General features: G+C 43.2%; 17 protein-coding genes. 10 read left to right on the forward strand and 7 right to left on the reverse strand.

Annotated elements, in window-relative coordinates:
• Positions 1–7 precede the first annotated feature (7 nt).
• Together R7Q48_RS03600 and R7Q48_RS03605 are read left to right on the forward strand one after the other, a co-directional pair.
• On the forward strand, positions 8–718 hold the full coding sequence (locus tag R7Q48_RS03600) for an AzlC family ABC transporter permease (protein WP_005375526.1): 711 nt from the start codon (positions 8–10) through the stop codon (positions 716–718).
• The gene (locus tag R7Q48_RS03605; RefSeq protein WP_005385193.1) at positions 718–1029 is read left to right on the forward strand and encodes an AzlD domain-containing protein; all 312 of its coding nucleotides are present in this window, start codon (positions 718–720) and stop codon (positions 1027–1029) included. The genes R7Q48_RS03600 and R7Q48_RS03605 overlap by 1 nt, the downstream gene beginning before the upstream one ends.
• Here the strand turns inward: R7Q48_RS03605 and R7Q48_RS03610 are convergent.
• Positions 1026–1640, reverse strand: coding sequence for a fumarylacetoacetate hydrolase family protein (locus R7Q48_RS03610; RefSeq protein ID WP_017635857.1), 615 nt, complete (start codon positions 1638–1640; stop codon positions 1026–1028). The genes R7Q48_RS03605 and R7Q48_RS03610 overlap by 4 nt on opposite strands.
• 221 nt (positions 1641–1861) lie before the next feature.
• The gene (locus tag R7Q48_RS03615; RefSeq protein WP_042521502.1) at positions 1862–2920 is read right to left on the reverse strand and encodes a porin; all 1059 of its coding nucleotides are present in this window, start codon (positions 2918–2920) and stop codon (positions 1862–1864) included.
• 609 nt (positions 2921–3529) lie between these two features.
• Between R7Q48_RS03615 and R7Q48_RS03620 the strand changes: the two genes are divergently transcribed.
• From R7Q48_RS03620 to R7Q48_RS03630, 3 genes are all read left to right on the forward strand, one after another.
• Positions 3530–4501: a porin gene (locus R7Q48_RS03620; protein ID WP_213867820.1), complete on the forward strand. Its 972-nt coding sequence runs from the start codon at positions 3530–3532 to the stop codon at positions 4499–4501.
• Positions 4502–4965: 464 nt separating this feature from the next.
• On the forward strand, positions 4966–5823 hold the full coding sequence (locus R7Q48_RS03625; RefSeq protein WP_005375542.1) for a DMT family transporter: 858 nt from the start codon (positions 4966–4968) through the stop codon (positions 5821–5823).
• A gap of 43 nt (positions 5824–5866) precedes the next feature.
• On the forward strand, positions 5867–6481 hold the full coding sequence (locus R7Q48_RS03630; RefSeq protein ID WP_005385185.1) for a glutaredoxin domain-containing protein: 615 nt from the start codon (positions 5867–5869) through the stop codon (positions 6479–6481).
• A gap of 126 nt (positions 6482–6607) precedes the next feature.
• Here the strand turns inward: R7Q48_RS03630 and R7Q48_RS03635 are convergent, their stop codons facing one another.
• The 3 genes from R7Q48_RS03635 to R7Q48_RS03645 form a co-directional block, all read right to left on the reverse strand.
• The gene (locus R7Q48_RS03635; RefSeq protein ID WP_017635854.1) at positions 6608–6742 is read right to left on the reverse strand and encodes a hypothetical protein; all 135 of its coding nucleotides are present in this window, start codon (positions 6740–6742) and stop codon (positions 6608–6610) included.
• 133 nt (positions 6743–6875) lie between these two features.
• Complete coding sequence (locus R7Q48_RS03640) at positions 6876–7223, reverse strand: hypothetical protein (protein WP_005375501.1); 348 nt, start codon at positions 7221–7223, stop codon at positions 6876–6878.
• A gap of 176 nt (positions 7224–7399) precedes the next feature.
• Positions 7400–8593 carry a multidrug effflux MFS transporter gene (locus tag R7Q48_RS03645; RefSeq protein ID WP_017821607.1) on the reverse strand — a complete coding sequence of 398 codons (1194 nt, stop codon included), beginning with the start codon at positions 8591–8593 and terminating at the stop codon, positions 7400–7402.
• A 105-nt stretch (positions 8594–8698) separates the two neighbouring features.
• Between R7Q48_RS03645 and R7Q48_RS03650 the strand changes: the two genes are divergently transcribed.
• Together R7Q48_RS03650 and R7Q48_RS03655 are read left to right on the forward strand one after the other, a co-directional pair.
• Positions 8699–9586, forward strand: a complete 888-nt coding sequence (locus R7Q48_RS03650) for a LysR family transcriptional regulator (protein ID WP_017635852.1) — start codon at positions 8699–8701, stop codon at positions 9584–9586.
• A gap of 183 nt (positions 9587–9769) precedes the next feature.
• Positions 9770–11590 (forward strand): putative bifunctional diguanylate cyclase/phosphodiesterase, encoded by a 1821-nt coding sequence (locus R7Q48_RS03655; RefSeq protein WP_086047285.1) that lies wholly within the window; start codon positions 9770–9772, stop codon positions 11588–11590.
• Positions 11591–11697: 107 nt separating this feature from the next.
• Here R7Q48_RS03655 and R7Q48_RS03660 read toward each other — a convergent pair whose 3' ends face one another.
• Complete coding sequence (locus R7Q48_RS03660) at positions 11698–12981, reverse strand: peptidoglycan DD-metalloendopeptidase family protein (RefSeq protein WP_025768471.1); 1284 nt, start codon at positions 12979–12981, stop codon at positions 11698–11700.
• Between the two features lie 124 nt (positions 12982–13105).
• Positions 13106–13735: a hypothetical protein gene (locus R7Q48_RS03665; protein ID WP_115386736.1), complete on the reverse strand. Its 630-nt coding sequence runs from the start codon at positions 13733–13735 to the stop codon at positions 13106–13108.
• A gap of 200 nt (positions 13736–13935) precedes the next feature.
• Between R7Q48_RS03665 and R7Q48_RS03670 the strand changes: the two genes are divergently transcribed.
• The 3 genes from R7Q48_RS03670 (at position 13936) to R7Q48_RS03680 (ending at position 16982) form a co-directional block, all read left to right on the forward strand.
• Entirely contained in the window at positions 13936–14337 is a 402-nt protein-coding gene (locus R7Q48_RS03670) for a GFA family protein (protein ID WP_025768472.1), read from the forward strand.
• A 153-nt stretch (positions 14338–14490) separates the two neighbouring features.
• Complete coding sequence (locus R7Q48_RS03675) at positions 14491–15162, forward strand: YoaK family protein (protein WP_225496299.1); 672 nt, start codon at positions 14491–14493, stop codon at positions 15160–15162.
• A 455-nt stretch (positions 15163–15617) separates the two neighbouring features.
• A complete protein-coding gene (locus R7Q48_RS03680) occupies positions 15618–16982 on the forward strand; it encodes a YjiH family protein (protein ID WP_017635848.1) in 1365 nt (454 codons plus the stop codon).
• Positions 16983–17220 lie beyond the last annotated feature (238 nt).

Genomic DNA, 17220 nt, shown 5'->3' on the forward strand with positions numbered 1-17220 from the left:
AGAAACTATGGACCACACTTTGCCGTTACAAAAAGAATCAAAAGCCACGCTATTTTGGCAAGGTACACTTGCGATGATGCCTTTGAGTATCGCAGTGCTCCCTTGGGGCTTACTCGCAGGCTCATTCGCAATTGATACTGGGCTTCACCCTTTGGAAGGGCAAGCACTATCCGCCATTTTGTTCGCAGGTTCTGCACAGCTCGTCGCGATGGGAATGATTAAAACGGGAGCAGGTCTAGTGACCATGTTACTGACAACGTTTTTTATCACCTCTCGACACTTCCTCTACAGTGTATCGATGCGCAGTAAAATTGCACCGCTCCCTCTAAAATGGCGATTATCACTCGGCTTCTTACTTACTGACGAGCTGTTTGCGATTGTAGGCCACCATTCCGATAAACAATTTAATCGCTGGTATGCACTTGGGGCTGGTCTGAGTTTTTACCTGTTTTGGAATGTCGCGACATTGACGGGCATTATTGCGGGAAGTCTAATCCCTGAACTGAACGAAATGGGTTTGGAATTTGCTGTGGCCGCAACTTTTATCGCGATAGTAGTACCCACCATTAAAAATGCAGCGGTGCTCGCGAGTGTTATTGTGGCTTTGGTGAGCTCAGTTGCCCTAACCTATTATCAAATTGAGGGAAGTTTGATGATTTCAAGCATTTTAGCCATGCTTACTGGTTACTTTGTGGAACAAGTAAAGGAGAAACGCTAATGATCATGTTGGCTATTTTACTGATGACGGTACTTGTTTTCACCAGCCGCTACTTGTTTTTAGAACCCAAGCTACCATTGCGATTAGGGACGCGCACTCAAAAAGTACTCAATTACGCTAGCCCAGCAGTACTGACTGCGATCTGGGCACCTATCGTTTTCATTCCAGATGGGGAGCTCAGCGTCAATGTGCAAAACCCATTTTTACTGGCTGCCGTACTAGCTGCTTTAATCGCGTATTTTACTAAAAATGTTCTTTTAACGACGGTTATCAGTATGGTGGTATTTCTCGTTCTACGAATTTGGCTTTAATCCGCCAACCACTCAATCTCCAACAAGGTGACATCGCCACACTTTAATCGACCAAGGAAGATGTCACCTTCATGTACCTCACCAACGCCCTTTGGTGTACCGGTCATCACTACATCGCCATCTTGAAGTGTTGTGTAACTGGTTAATTCATCCAGGATAGTTAGCGGCGGGTAGAGCATTTGGTTAACGTGACCTTTTTGTACACGAACACAGTTAATTAAGAGCTCAAGGTTAAGATCATTGATATCAATGTTATCCAAAGAGACAAACCGACTAAACACAGCAGAGCCATCAAATGCCTTAGCACGCTCCCACGGCAACCCCTGATTTTTAAGCGAGGATTGCAAACCACGCTTGGTCAGATCCAATCCCAAACCAACCGCTGAATAACGTCCATCCTTGATCAAAAAGCAGATTTCAGCCTCATAATGAAGGGGCTCTTGATGGAATGAACGCAGAGTTGTTGATACGGAAGTTGCGGGTTTATTAAATACCACCATTTGCTCAGGCATTGCATTATTAAGCTCATGAATATGTTCAACGTAATTTCGTCCAACACAAAGCACTTTACCCACTTCTACTTTCTTTTCTTCAACTTGAATAACACTCATCATTCTTCCCTGCAAAACAAAAATCCCATCATAATCTAACCTATTGACTTAACGACACTAAATAGCAACCTCTAGTGTAAAAAATAAGACATTCACCCCGTTTTGAGTTTTGTATCATCTAATTGAAACAGCAAAGTATTTGTAAAACAAATAGACAAAAAAGCCAGCACGAGGCTGGCTTTAGATCAATGAGCTTGAATAATAGTTCTCGCTAAACCCTATTATAGGTAGTAACGAGCACCTAACGCCCATTTGTCATCAGTTTCACGACCATTGTCGTCATTTAGGTCAAATTGGTAACCCGCGTAACCAACAAATTTAGGCGTGAAGTTGTATTCTGCTTGTAGTGCCATTTCTTCACGAGCAGTTTCTGTTTTAGAGCTCTTAAACTCTTTACCTTCCACCATCTCATAGTTAACACTCAAGTTTAGGCTGTTTGCTAGAGCGTATGCGATGATCGCTTCGTACGCATCACTTTCTTCTAAACGGTCGCCTTTTGCACTGAAGTTCATGTTTTCGTTTGAACCATAAACCGCAGCAAGGAATAGGCCTTGGCCGTACGCACCGTAAGATGCTGATACAACGTGTGATTCCGCCGTGTGCTTACCTGCATATGCAGGGTGCTGGAAATCACCGCCATTGTATGAATAACCGATTTTAGCGCCCATGATTGAGTAAGAAAGCGCAGCTTGCACACGGTCATCGTATTTAGCACCGCCAGTTATAACTCCTGCATCGTTGCGCGTGTAATCATCGTTTGCACCCTGCCAACCAAGACCAAAGTTGATCACACCCGCTTCACCCAGCTCGATGGCATTACGGTAAGAAAGCATTTTATCCGCACGGCCAGTGCCAAGGTTTCCATGATCGTCATAGATGAAGTCGTTTGCAAACGCGATTGGCATATCTGCAATACCTGCGACATCGTAGTAAGGTGACCATTGCGTACCACCTACTGCACGACCATAAACCTCATGTGTTATACCTAAGTAACCTAGACGAGTTTTAAACGACTCTTCACCACCGTCTAAGTAGTTTAGCGCCCATTCACCACGTGCGTCTGCGGTGAAGCCATTACCCAAATCCTGTGTCGCAGAGATATTGATACGAGGAGAGTTAGTACCCACATCCGTGTCACCTTGCTCTGATCCATTTAAATTAACAGAAACGTGGCCGCCCATCGAAAATGTTGTGCCATCGTTATTATATAGTTCCACTGCAACTGCTTGAGTACCGAAGGTTGCTGCCGCGATTGCCGCTGCTAATAATTTTTTATTCATTTCTAAATCCATTACTTATTAGTTGGTTAGTCAGTTTTAGACCCGGCTTTGGTTCACTTTCGTAAAAACGAAATGATGAACAAAGAGAGGAATACAAAGGCTATCCGAGGCATCGTTTCCACCAGATTAGTTTTACCTTTGTGTAACAACTGCCGACACTTTATTTGATTAGTTCCTGACAACCGAGTGAAAAGATCTCAGACAAAACCTAAAAAGCAATCGTTTACTTAGTCTTCAAGAAATCGAGAAATAGAAACCTTACAATAAGAAATGCTTTAGAGAGAGTTAGCTCACAAATAGCTGATGATTCGCTATTTTTAGGCCAAACTTCCCTGCCAAATTGAAATGTTTACTTACATTTAGAGTCAAGAAGCAATTCAGGAACTTTTTGAAAAAAACACAGTCTTTAACGGAGAGGAAAAAACCTCAAAAAAGATAAACCTTTCTTTTTATAAGTGGTATGAGAAGGGGCACTTATTCTCGCCAGCAATAAAAGTGCAATCAAATCATAACTTAACAGAAATCTATCTTTCATTTTCAGCCTTTACCTTAGCGTCATCAACACATCGGGCAAGAAAGCCCATCGATTACAACTAGGGTAATAAGAAAATGAAAAAGGCAGCACTAACTACTGCAATTCTTACAGCATTGGTATCAGCACCATCATTCGCAGCAACTGTATACAAAAACGACGGTACTGAATTAAAAGTTGGCGGCCGCGTTGAGTTTCGTGGTGACTTCATCGGTTCAGACGGTGCTGAAGTTGAAGGTTCCATGGAAGATAAAAGCCGTGCTCGTCTTAACCTAAAAGGTAAAACAAACATCGGCAACGGCCTTTCTGCTTTCGGTGTTTACGAAGCCGAACAAAAAACGGGCAAGAGTGAATTCAAAAACCGCTACATGTATGCAGGCGTCGACTCTGATATCGGTGCTTTCTCTGTAGGTCGTCAAGACATGGCTGCAGTTATCATCTCTGACATGACGGATATCACAGAGTTCTCTGGTGTTCAGCAAGTTATTGATTCGTCGTCTGATAAGCAAGACAGCGTTTTCGCATACCGTGGGGCGTTTGATGCACTACAACTTCAAGCAACCTACCAAGCAAACTCTAGCGATAACGAAGATAAATACGGCATCTCTGGAATGTACTCACTACCAATGGGCCTCGACTTTGGTCTTGCATACTCTGGTGGCGATGTAGATAAAGATAACTCTGAAGATCAAATTCTAGGTGGTATCGCTTACTCGATGGACAACCTTTACCTAGCAGGTACTTATTCTCAAGGTTCCCTGACTGACTCTGAAGACTTTACGGCTTACGAGCTAGTCGCAAGCTACAAAGTAGCAAGCAAAGTGACGCTTGCAGCTCTATACACAGCTCAAGAGAATGATCCAGACAACGGTTCAAAGTACGACACCGTTGAAGGTATCGAGCTTGTTGGTTACTACAAACTAAACAGCAACTTCCGTACTTACCTGTCTTACTACATCAACCAACTTGATGAAGCAAAAGATGCAACAACAGGTCTAGTAACAGAAGGCGAAGATACACTGCGCCTAGGCGTACGTTACGATTTCTAATTCACTCTTGTCCTAAGAGCGAGTCCACTTGGCCAGCACCTTTGCTGGCCATTTTTTATGTAACCCAACACAACTCGATAAGTTTTCACACTATCGAAGCATCGCTCAGCAATGAAAAACGACCGTAACGACGCCTACTTCTGCCCTCTTTTAATGCGATTGATCACTAAGTTAGTGCATTTCATCTAATCGACAACATAGAAAAACCAAAAAACCATTTAAAATCAAATACATAAAAGTTGGCACGTGTTCTGCAATGTTATTTATGCAAATGCATGGCAGCGTTTGTGCTTCTCGTTCTTTGTACCTGTTATAACAGGCACGTCCTTTGAATTGGTAATGTCGCCTCCCTCTGGGAGGCATTTTTTTATTGGCGCGAAAAACAATAGGACGTATGATCCCGCCACCTCTATCAAACTGGAATTTTTCAATTGAATCATCATCCTGTTCAAGGTGCGTCCTGGATGCTAACAGCTGGCTTGGCATTCGCCATAGTGAACAGCTTCGCCCAAATTGCTAGCATCAACTTTGGTGTCTCCTCCACCACATTTGCGTTATTCCAATATGCAATCGCCTTATTTGTTATTCTGCCCTACCTACGTACACTTGGGATTAGACGTTCTTTAAGAACCCAACACTTTGGCTGGCATGCATTCCGCATTTTTCTCTCTGTTATCGGGATTCAACTTTGGTTATGGGCTCTCGCTTACCCAGTTCCAATTTGGCAAGGTATTGCACTTCTCATGACCTCCCCGTTATTTGCCACAGTTGGTTCTGGCTTGTTACTCAAAGAAAAAGTAGGTACTGCACGCTGGCTCGCTACATTGACGGGGTTTGTTGGTGCCATGATCATTCTTGAGCCTTGGGCAGACTCATTTACATGGGCGACCCTGCTCCCTGTTGGCGCCGCATTTTTCTGGGCAGCGTATTCATTAATGGTTAAAAAAATGTCGGTAAACGATCCGCCATCAACCATGGTTGTCTATTTATTGCTGCTGATAACACCATTTAATATCTTGTTAGCGATACCGACGTTTACTATGCCAGATACGTGGACGATATGGGGTGTGCTTTTAGCCGCAGGTGCACTTACAGCACTCGCTCAATGGGCTATCGTTAAAGCATATGCAGTAGCAGACGCCTCATTTGTGCAACCATTTGATCACGCCAAACTGCCTTTGAATGTTGTTGCTGGTTGGTTGGTGTTTGGTTGGGTGCCACCTGGTCGTTTATGGTTAGGTGCTGCGATTATTATTGCATCTATTGCGTTTATTACGCATTGGGAAGCGAAAAAGACAAAGTTAGTTGAAAGAAAAATCTAATTTAAAAGTTCTATATTTTCAGGAAAGGAAATGAGGAACCCATATGAGTCAACCAATCAAAATTACACTGTATCGCTGGGCTGGTAGTTGGGGCCCATTCAAAGTCAATATTCCTTGTGGTGAATGTACATTAACCAAAGATATTTTAAAGGATACTTTTGAAAACGAATTAGCCGATGTGCCCGTTGAACTTGAAGTAAAAGATTGGTTATCGCACTGGTGGGAACCATTAAAAGCTGGTGCTTGGCATGCACCCATTCTTCTTGTCGAAGGGAAAGTTATCAGCCAAGGAGAAGCATTGAATCGGGGTGTACTTGTACAGTCTGTTATTGCTGAGTGGGTAAAACGCGATGAGCTAAAAGGCAACATTGTTTATGGTAAAGCAACTTGCCCTTACTGTGTCAAAGCCAAACAATTACTTGACGAGGCTGGCGTTCAGTATGAGTACCATGATGTAGTTAAAGACAGCGCCGCCTTATACCGTATGATTCCTGAAGTAAAAGCCATCATTGGCGAAAAAACACCGGTAACAGTGCCGCAAATCTGGTTAGATGGAAAATATATTGGAGGCGCTGACGATTTAGAAAAGTGGTTATCAGCAAAGGGGCTAGATAAAGTGCCTAACAATGTTGTGGAGATACCAAGCCAATCCGCGTAATTCTAGATTTAAATGTCATCAGTCTTTGAGTAGCGTTTTGCCAATGTTGTGCAATATGTTGGCTACTTACTAACAACAAAACAGAGAAAGCAAAAAGCCCTGATTTTTTAATCAGGGCTTTTTAAATTATTTCGCCAGTTTTTTAATAACACGAGCAAAAACAGAAGCTTTTTTCTTCTTCGCTTTACCGTAAAGCGCTTTGTGCATCGCGTCTTTTGCAATCATCTGGCCAATATAAGCACCACCAAGTTCGTTACCCATGACCTTCTCCTGAATGTATTGACTTAACTATGTAGTAATTTTACACCACAAATAGATAAAAACAAGACTTCAGTCACATTTATTTTGTAATTAACTTTCAGTTTGGTTTTCGTGGATTTTTTGAAATGAGCGTCTATCGCTTAGGTTGTTGGTATGTTTTACCCGCCGCGACGTACGTATCTTTCTGTTTGATTTCAAAGAATGTTTCAAAGAACCACGCTGCAAACTTGATCAAGTGATCGCCTTCATTCATGACGTGCTCTACGTATTCTTGCTCTTCTCCGGACTCGTCTTCTTGAGTGGTAATATGGTAAATACGTTTCTCACCATCAACTTCTGCAAGGCCAAACTGACCCGTTAGGGATTGCGCCGCTTGTGCAACTTCTTCTTCCTCACACGCCTTCAAGATTTCAAGTGCCTTTGGCATGCTTTCTTGCTGAGTAATTTCTTTTACCAGTGTTTCAAATTCGTTTTGTTGCATTCTTTCACCTAACGATTAGAGATCGGATAGCCATTGGGCAGAAATGTATTCCAAGCTTGAGAGAAGTATCAAGGTTCGCCCTCTTCCTTTCAAACCAAGTCATTCAGTATACACAACAGGCCAGACTTAATTTAGCTGCGCATTTTAGAAAGCCGACCTTCTGGTTGCAAGTATATTCAGATGGAAGTTTCTGCTTGAACCGTCCCTTCTGGCACTTTACGAAATTGGCTTAGTACAAGAACAAAGCAAGAAAGTAACGCAATAAACAAATAAAACACCCCAAGCTGCTGCTGATTCGTAACCCATGAGTCTACTAAGTACCCACCAAACAAACCTGCTAAACACATTTGAATAGAACCAGATAGCGCAGAAACCGCGCCTGCCTGTTGCTTATGTGGTGAAAGTAGCAAACTGATCGATACTGGGAATGACATGCCTTGAGCAAAACTTAAACACGTGAATGCCGTCAGCAATGAAAATACACTGAAGGGGGTAACCAACAACATGAAGCCAGCAACAGCAACAATCGCGAAACTCATCAGCAAGATTTGCTGAGCTTTGTAACGAGCATTGATCAAATTCAGCACTAAGCTACCCGTCAGCAAACCAACTGATGGTATGATCATCAAAGAGCCGTAATCTGCCGCCGTTAATCCTAACTCTTGTTGCATTAAAAATGGATACAAGGAGAGCGTAACCAGAGCCGATAAATAACTAAGCCAGTTGTAGCTCGCACTACCAATCACTTGTGTATTCGTTAACAGACGCAAATAGTTCGCGCTTACTTCGCCTACTTTAAATTTTCTCTTCGGATAAGGCAGCGTTTCTGGCAACACCAACAAACCAAGTGTAAAAATTGCCATTAAGTAAATCAGCACAAACACGAAGACAGCATGCCAACTCAGGTGAAAAGCAATCCAGCCACCAAACAGCGGAGCAATAATTGGCATCACTGAAGCAGTGACTGAAATATAAGATAGCGCTTTGGTTAGTTGCATACCGTCATAACTATCACGCAGTACTGACCGACCAAGTACCGAAGCGCTGCCCGCTCCTAGGCCTTGCAGTAACCGTCCCGCTTCAAGGGCAACAATGTTGTCCGAAAACGCGATGCAAATAACCGTACCAACTAGATATACACTTTGCCCCAGAATAAACACCGGCCGACGACCAATCGCATCAGACAATGGGCCGTAAAAAAGCTGAGAGATACCGAAGCCAACGAGAAATAGCGTGACGAGATTCTGAATCGAATGTTGCGGCAAATTCAAGTCATGACCAATCAACGGCAAAGAAGGAAGATAAATACTAACGCCAACTTGGCCTGTGGCAATGATCATCATCGCTAATAACAATGGTGTTTTACGCAAACGTTCCTCCTACTTTGTGACAGATTGATGGCAAACAGTGTATATTTGATACTCAAAGATGATAATCAGCTAAGTTGGAAAGGAATTAATTCCCAAGGAGATACAATGGACTGGATTCAAAGCGTGAAGAGTTATATTCGTGTGGTCGAAGAAGGTAGCTTTAATGCAGCAGCGCGGAAACTCAATACCACCAGCTCAGCTATCAGTAAGCGAGTTCAATGGCTAGAAGATAAAATTGGCGTTCAACTACTCAAACGTACGACCCGCTCAATTAGCCAAACTGAAGCTGGTGCGCTGTTTTATCAACGAGCAAAAAGTCAGCTTGATTCATGGCAATCGGTATTAGATGAAACTCGCTCAGTCAACCAATCACCAGCGGGGCTATTAAAAATTGGGGCAACGCTGGCCGTTGGTTCCAAGTTTCTAGTTCATTATCTCGATGATTTTCTTGAGAAATATCCAGACATCACACTTCAATTAACAACAACGCTACCAGGCCAATTGCCAGAGCTAAGCTTAGACCTGTTTATTAGCCGGGAATTAGAGCAACTGAACTCTCTGAGTTTCAAAGCCACTGCGCTTTTCGAACATAAAGCCCAGTTTTACGCTGCGCCTAGTTACCTAAAAAAATACGGCACCCCACAATGCGTTGAGGATCTGACAGAGCATAATGTCCTGATTTGGGGAGAAAAACCCTCACGAGAAATCAAAACAAATCGAGGCAAACGTATCAGCTTGTCCGGTAACTTTGCCACGACCAACCCAGAAGCGCTGTTTCATGGTGCCAAAAGAGGCATGGGTATTTTGATGACGAACAACGTCATGATCAAAGATGATCTCAAATCCGGCGCGTTAGTCCCTATCCTGCCCGATATCACAGCGGATAAAGCCACTGTATATGCCTACTATCCAAAGCTGGATTATCAGCATACCCGAACTAAGCTGTTCCTCGATTATCTCAAATCACGATTAGAAGAGGAGAAGCGCGCCTAGCTTAGCGTTTTTATCGCTATGGCTTTAAAAGGTTCAAGCATAAAAACATGAAAATAATGATTTGTTCGTTCACAAAATTTGAAAAATCTGCCTTAGTAACCGATAGTTTATTTGATGCATATCAAATAATAATTCGTCGTGTCTTACACGATATGTTAATAACAACGCTAGGTGAAATGCTCAATGGGTCAGGTACAAATCAGTTTCCACAAAATTGATGAGATATTGAAGCTAAACGGCACGGCTCAGCTAAACCGAGTCACGTTAGATATTCATCAACACTTGCAGAGCCATTGCACTTGCGTTGTAGAAGTTGCGCATCTTCAGCATTCGGCTCATACCATTTCCTTCGCCAGCAATGGAAAAATTACAGACAACCTAAGCTACCACCTTTCAGGCACCCCCTGTGAAAAAGTGGCAAAAGACATTGGCGAACATATTTTCTATCAAGACCAGGTATACAAGCGTTTTCCTGAAGATCAGATGTTTCAAGAAGATGGCATCCAAGCTTACATTGGCCTGCCATTGAAGACACAAAATGGCGAAGTTCTGGGAATTTTACTGTCTACCTTTACCCGAAGCATCCACGCGAAAGAAGCGCAAGATATCCTCGACTGCCACCGATTTTATGCCAATGTCATTATTCATAGCTTACGTGAAAAGTGGGTCAGTGAACGTTCAGATAAGCTTCTTAATCAGCTTAGCTATGAGGTATCGCATGATAACCTAACTGGACTGCTCAACCGTAGCTGTTTAGCTGATACCTTGGAGACATTAACGCAGCAGGCGACTCGCCCATTCAGTTTGGCGTATCTTGATATCGATAATTTCAAATCGATCAATGATATCAACGGAAACTATATCGGCGACCAAATCATTAAGTTCACAGCTAACGCCATTCAACAGAGCTTGTCGTCGCCAAACAATGCGTTCCGTGTTGCAGGAGATGAATTCGCCTTCATCACGTACGACGAAGATCCTGTCGCCGTGTGTCAGGAAGTACTCGACAAAATTGAAAGCGGCTACAGCGACAAATCTAACCGGATTTCTTTCACCGTTAGTATTGGTATTGCACGTGCCCCAGTACATATGTTGAACAGCGATGAGCTGATTTTGAATGCCAGTCTCGCTCTCAAAGATTGTAAAAAACACCGCGATACACGGATTCAGCATTACGACACACACCTTAGTGCGTTATACCACCGTAGGACGCAGCTTATTGAGGCAATGCGAATCCAACTAAGTACTGATATACAAGACAGCGATGAGTTGTATGTAGTGGTTCAACCGATCGTCGATATCACGAGCGACCGCTGGAATTACTTTGAAATTTTGACTCGTTGGAATAGCAATATCTATGGAAATATCTCTCCAGCGGAGTTCATTGAAGCTGCCGAACAATCAGGCCTGATTATCGAGTTAGGTGAACGGATTATTGAACTCGCGTGTATCGCAAAGCAAGAACTCGAAGCGAACCTAGGCTATAAAGTCAAACTCTCCATCAATTGCTCAGCGTATGAGCTGGTTGATTCCAACCGTTATATTAATCACTTAACCAACATGGTTGAAAAGTATCAGCACGAAGCAAAAGACTTTGTTATAGAGCTCACCGAGACCGTCTTACTCTCACAAAGTGGCCGTGAACAGATGGTACTTAACTCGTTGCGATACTTGGGTTTTAAAGTCGCACTGGATGATTTTGGTACGGGATACTCAAGCTTGAACTATATACACAATTATCCGATTGATAGCATCAAAATCGATGCTACCTTTGTGCAGAACATGCTCTCAAATACAACCTCTGAACAAGTAGTGTTTTTGATAGCACAATTGGCAGAGCTGCTTGATGTGGATTTGATTGCCGAAGGCGTAGAAGACGATAGAGCACTACAAAAGTTAATTGAAATGGGCTGCCACTACATCCAAGGTTACTTTTACTCTCGTCCACACAGTGTTGAAGAAATCGTACACCTGATAAATGAACGTGAAGTGCGGAGTGCCTAACGTACTGAACAGACTGCTGTCATAGAATTCAAATCTAGTTAATGCACAAAGTAAAAGAGACCAAGCTATGCTTAGTCTCTTTTTGTTTTTTTAAGCGAAGTACTTTATTACAGCACTGCTTTCTCTTTATCGCGTAATAGTCTATCCATTTCATCTCTGTTCGCGACAAAAGTAGCCATCTCTTTCTTAGGAACAGAACTCGCCATTGGGATATTTGCTCGCATAGCGTTAACTGGACGGCCGTATTCAATCAACTCATAGTGAAGGTGTGGCCCAGTCACTCGACCTGTTTTACCAGAAAGACCGATACGCTGGCCTCGAGAAACCTTTTGCCCTTTCTTCACCAAAATCTTACTTAGGTGTAAGTAACGGGTTTTGTATTTGCTGCCGTGCTCAACAACCACGTAGTTACCCGCATAGGGGTGTTTACGAGTCATGATCACTGTACCATCACCAGTAGAAACGACTGGTGTACCGGTTGGTACAGCAAAGTCAGTGCCGTTGTGCGGCGCAACACGCCCCGTTACTGGATGTAAACGATTAGGGTTGAAGCCAGAACTGATACGCCAACGACTACTTACAGGGTAACGCTGGAATGCGCGCTGTAAGCTTTCACCTTTGGCATTGTAGAATTGACCATCAGTATGAAGGTAAGCGGTGATCTCGCGGCCGCGATTATAAATCTTAATCGCCTCAATTTCGTTCTTACCTGTTGGTACACCATTGATGCTTTGTGAGCGACGAACAACTTCAAATCGATCACCTGCACGAAGATCACGTCCAAAGTTAAGTTGTTCTTTGAGTAAGCTTACGACTTGACTCACTTCCGCCGACGTTAAACCTAAACGACTCGCAGAAGAAGAAAAACTGCCTTGAATAACGCCAACTAAAGGTTCTTGGCTCCACACGCCAGGAATGGAAATATCAGTAAAGTCATAGCTACCATCACTATTCAGCTTGTAGACCACCTTATCTGCAATAGAAAATTGCAGTTCCATTTTCGCTAACTCGCCTGTCGCATCATCACGCCAGAAACGGAGCGTATTGCCCGGCTTAAGTGTATCAAGTGCCAAGTAGTTCAAATCCGTTTCCATTACTTTCATTAACGAGCTGTAACCGAAACCGAGCTGACTAAAAATAGTGCTTAGGTTGTCACCTGCTTGGATTTGATATTCGAAGTTCGGGGGAGTGACAACTTCGGCAGTTGTCGCATCAAGAATTTTTTCAACGACCTGAGATTCAGGTAGGTTCAATGCGATGGTTTTGGTTAAAGATGACTCTTTGAGAGAGTGAGAAACACCAATCGCAACTAAAACTGGCAAGGAGTATAACAGCAGCGCTCTACGACTTGTCAGATTCGGCAACCGTCTTGTAATTTCATTTGTAGACACGGGAATTACTATCTCCTTTCAAACAAGGCTCATAGCTTATGCATTCCCGAATAAGAAATCACTAGGAAATTTCGAGATCTAGCGCAGAAAATACTGAATTTTTACAGAACTCAAAAAAAATTCATCACTGTTGCATATGTAAGTTATTCCCTACACGCTGTAATGTGGATGAATTGAATTGATTTGGCGTGTCTGCCATTGCTTGATCGTCACCGTGCGCTAAATATGAAAGCGTGATAGTTGTATCACTTTTCCATTCGAGCTGAGTAAATTTCACGCGGTCACCAACAAAAATACTGTCTAAAAGGACAACTCGGCTCGGCACGGGGTCAAACTTGAACAAGCCAACATAGTTAAACGAACCGCTACCTTGTGTCGTTACAATCATCGGTGCAACAACCCATGAAACACCTTCAATCTCACGCTGGCTAATCGACGCAGTTGGAACAAGTACCTGACCTTTCGTCGCACCTGCATCATAGCCACCTATCAAATAGCCGTTTTCTTTATCCCACTCATCAAGAAAAGTGACCGCACCCTGCTCGGGGACTTGGATCGTCCAAGGATTACGTGCAGTGATACCAAGCGTCTCTTGCACAATAACGTTCGTTTCTACTTCTGTTTGAGGAAACTTAGCCATGATCTCGTCATCAGACAAACTAAAGCGATAAACACCCGCGATCACAACCACAACCAATAAAACGATTGGAATAAGTAGAATAAGTGGTATCGGCAGGATTTTTTTGTGAGTCATGAAGACTTCCTTGTTTCAAGGTATAAACGAAAAGCGAGTATACCATTGTATACCCAAATGATTTCACCTCTTCAAGTGTTTCAAAATTAAACTAAACTGATTGTATCCAAATAGTTTCAAGTCCAGAGCTCATAACGAGCCAGTGACATAAGCTCTGTGCTCTAGGTCTATTGGTGTATTGGGACAAATAGGTAATCACGATGACAAAAACCATTCATACATGCGAGTGCGCCTGCGGTTTAGTTGAGATCCGTTGTAAGGGAGAGCCCACCCACACGTCTGTCTGCCATTGCTTCGAATGCCAAAAACGAACTGGCAGTGTTTTTGGGGTACAAGCTCGCTTTGAAAAAGAGCATGTCACTTTAAACGGTGAAGTCACTAGCTATACCCGAATTGGCGATGATGGCAGTGAGGTTCAGTATGACTTTTGTCCATCCTGCGGCACGACAATGAGGTTGTTCGTTGCTGCATACCCAGAAATCATGATCATTCCCGTCGGTCTATTTACCGATAAAGAGTTCCACCAACCTACCGTTTCAGTCTATGAACAAATGAAACACGGGTGGGTGAGTTTCGAATGCACAACGGAACACATCTGCTAGCGAGCAATCCGCGTTCACGTATTTACTTTGGCTCGGACAACCGCCCTATAAGTGAGATTTTTTTGAGAATGATCAATCGAGTTTTACTGTAAAGGGTTTCGTAACTCGGTGTGAGCGCTATAATCGGCTCCTAATATTTGGTGGGGGTTTATTGTGATTTCCAGACTTCCTCGTTGGGTGGAATATGGCGCGTTTCTACTAGCTCTTCTCGCGGGCTGCGTCAACGCCGTTGGTCTTCTCGGCTTTCAACACCAAGCGATAACTCATCTTTCGGGAACCGTAACTCAGCTAGGGAACAGCTTGCTAACAGGTGTGGATAGCTCCATTCACCTGCTCTTCATCGTATTTAGCTTTTTGATTGGCGCTGCCTTTAGCGGCTTTTTTATTGAAAGCAGTGCGTTAAAACTAGGGCGAAGATATGGTGTTGCACTGTGCATAGAAGGGAGCTTGCTCTTACTCAGCTTGGGCTTTTTGGTGCAAGGGGATTTGTACGGCCAATATCTAGCATCAGCAGCATGTGGATTACAAAACGCCATGATCACCACGTTTAGCGGCGCAGTAGTCAGAACCACACATATGACCGGAATCATCACCGATCTAGGGATTATGATTGGAGAGAGCTTGAGAGGTCGTCAATTTGACCGACGTAAAGCAAAATTATTCCTATTCATTTTCTTTGGCTTTTTGTTTGGCGGCGTCGCGGGAGGGGCTCTATTTATGGTATATGGTTTATATACGCTGGTTTTCCCAGCAATATTGGCTTTTTCTACGGCTCTGATTTACTGGAGTTACCTATACATACTTAGCCGTCAACAAAAAGCATAAAATTTCGATCCGATTGAAGCGACATGCTTCAATCGGATTTGGCTCAATAGGTTCACACTGCAACGGTACAAGAAACGCTGAACGGTATTTTGACACCACTAAAAACCTTAGAATAGATAAGGCTAACTGAATTTCTGGCAAAGAAGTTAGTTAGATCAAAATCACATTTGTTTACCATTTTATTATTCCAGTCACAATGCGCCCCATAATTCACTGCGCAATTCGCCTCTCGTGCTACAATTTTCTAACACAAGCAACATATTCGCATACACTTAGACGTTATTTGACCAATTACCCGACAAATCGGCTGAATAACTAGATGTATTTAATGAATAGTATTGCAATGGATGCAGTTTGCGGGTACCCTCCGCAAAACTGTGATTAAATACGGATGTTTAGTGAATATTTATGTCATGGAAATGGCAAGTATTGACTAGTAGTAACACGAGACAACTATGCATAACACCACTAATGCTACTGAAGCTCCTAAGGGCAACTTTTGGATGTTTTTCATCCCTTCCCTAATTGGTCTTCTACTCTTTATGGCTCCGATCTCTTACGATGGCGGCCTAACCATTCCCGTTGCCGTGATGGCAAAAGTCATCCCAGCGGTGTTAGGCGATACCTTGATTGCTATCGTCACCAGTATCATCGCTTTCATGGCCGTTGCTTCTGTTCTTTGCAAAATTTTTAAGCCAGCTGCAATTTTACGTAATGGTTTTTTAAACGGTCTCTTCAACCCATCTCCACTTTGGCTCGTTGTTCGTTTAATCGGCGGCGCTGCCGTGTTAATGACGTTCTTCCAAGTGGGTCCAAAAGCAATTTGGGAAGAGAACACTGGCGGGCTTGTTCTTACTGGTCTTCTACCTACTCTGTTTGCCGTTTTCATTTTCGCGGGTTTACTGCTTCCGCTTCTTTTGAACTTCGGTCTTCTGGAGCTATTTGGTGCGTTACTCAGTAAAATAATGCGTCCGGTATTCAACCTACCTGGCCGCAGTGCAATTGACTGTATGGCATCTTGGTTAGGCGACGGAAGTGTTGGTATCTTGCTAACCAGCAAGCAATACGAAAATAAGTTCTACACTCAGCGTGAAGCGGCTGTTGTCGGGACCACTTTCTCAGCAGTATCGATCACGTTTAGCTTAGTTGTTATCGCTCAGGTAAAACTAGAGCACTTATTTTTGCCTTTCTACGGCGCTATCTGTCTAGCTGGTATCGTAGCTGCGATTATCATTCCTCGCCTGCCTCCGCTTAGTCTGAAGAAAGATCGCTACATTGACGGCAGCAACCCAGATAAAGACGCAGATGCAGTGCCAGAAGGCCACACCACATTCTCTTGGGGTATGGATCTAGCTCTTAAGCGTGCTGGTCAAGTCACATCGGTTCAGTCTGTATTTAAAGAAGGCGTACACAACGCAGTCGACATGGTATTTGGCGTACTACCTGTAGTTATGGGTCTTGGTACCGTTGCATTGGTGATTGCAGAATACACGCCTGTATTTGCAATTCTGGGTCAACCGTTTATCCCATACCTAGAGCTACTGCAAGTCCCTGAAGCTGTTGCAGCATCACAGACAATCGTTGTTGGCTTTGCGGATATGTTTATTCCAGCAATTTTAGCGGCCTCAATCGATAACGAAATGACACGTTTTGTTATTGCAGCAATGTCAGTAACTCAGCTTATCTACATGTCGGAAGTAGGTGCCCTACTGTTAGGCAGCAAAATTCCAGTAAACATTGTAGAGCTCTTCGTAATCTTCATTTTACGTACGTTAATCACATTACCTGTGATTGCTGGCGTTGCTCATCTTATTTTCTAAAATCGAGACGTCAATTAACAAAGGCTCCGCATCGTCGGGGCCTTTTTTATACCTAAAACTCCGTCCACATTAGGCTTTTAGTAAAAAGCTCATAATTTACAAAGACAAAACTTCAACAAAACACCTTTCAGCACCAACAAAATTTTCATCACCTCACCTGTAAAGCCAGTTAATGCCACTGTTTGTTAAGCAATTCTTTTCATTATGACGATTTCATTAATTGAGCTCGCAAACATGA

The organism is Vibrio sp. 378 (assembly GCF_033339435.1).

What these genes read in the sequence shown, in the direction of transcription:
- R7Q48_RS03625 (WP_005375542.1), top strand. Translation starts at nt 4,966, where the DNA reads ATGCTAACAGCTGGCTTGGCATTCGCCATAGTGAACAGCTTCGCCCAA.
- R7Q48_RS03605 (WP_005385193.1), top strand. Translation starts at nt 718, where the DNA reads ATGATCATGTTGGCTATTTTACTGATGACGGTACTTGTTTTCACCAGC.
- R7Q48_RS03620 (WP_213867820.1), top strand. Translation starts at nt 3,530, where the DNA reads ATGAAAAAGGCAGCACTAACTACTGCAATTCTTACAGCATTGGTATCA.
- R7Q48_RS03615 (WP_042521502.1), bottom strand. Translation starts at nt 2,920, where the DNA reads ATGAATAAAAAATTATTAGCAGCGGCAATCGCGGCAGCAACCTTCGGT.
- R7Q48_RS03665 (WP_115386736.1), bottom strand. Translation starts at nt 13,735, where the DNA reads ATGACTCACAAAAAAATCCTGCCGATACCACTTATTCTACTTATTCCA.
- R7Q48_RS03640 (WP_005375501.1), bottom strand. Translation starts at nt 7,223, where the DNA reads ATGCAACAAAACGAATTTGAAACACTGGTAAAAGAAATTACTCAGCAA.
- R7Q48_RS03600 (WP_005375526.1), top strand. Translation starts at nt 8, where the DNA reads ATGGACCACACTTTGCCGTTACAAAAAGAATCAAAAGCCACGCTATTT.
- R7Q48_RS03655 (WP_086047285.1), top strand. Translation starts at nt 9,770, where the DNA reads ATGGGTCAGGTACAAATCAGTTTCCACAAAATTGATGAGATATTGAAG.
- R7Q48_RS03670 (WP_025768472.1), top strand. Translation starts at nt 13,936, where the DNA reads ATGACAAAAACCATTCATACATGCGAGTGCGCCTGCGGTTTAGTTGAG.
- R7Q48_RS03635 (WP_017635854.1), bottom strand. Translation starts at nt 6,742, where the DNA reads ATGGGTAACGAACTTGGTGGTGCTTATATTGGCCAGATGATTGCAAAA.
- R7Q48_RS03610 (WP_017635857.1), bottom strand. Translation starts at nt 1,640, where the DNA reads ATGAGTGTTATTCAAGTTGAAGAAAAGAAAGTAGAAGTGGGTAAAGTG.
- R7Q48_RS03650 (WP_017635852.1), top strand. Translation starts at nt 8,699, where the DNA reads ATGGACTGGATTCAAAGCGTGAAGAGTTATATTCGTGTGGTCGAAGAA.
- R7Q48_RS03680 (WP_017635848.1), top strand. Translation starts at nt 15,618, where the DNA reads ATGCATAACACCACTAATGCTACTGAAGCTCCTAAGGGCAACTTTTGG.
- R7Q48_RS03630 (WP_005385185.1), top strand. Translation starts at nt 5,867, where the DNA reads ATGAGTCAACCAATCAAAATTACACTGTATCGCTGGGCTGGTAGTTGG.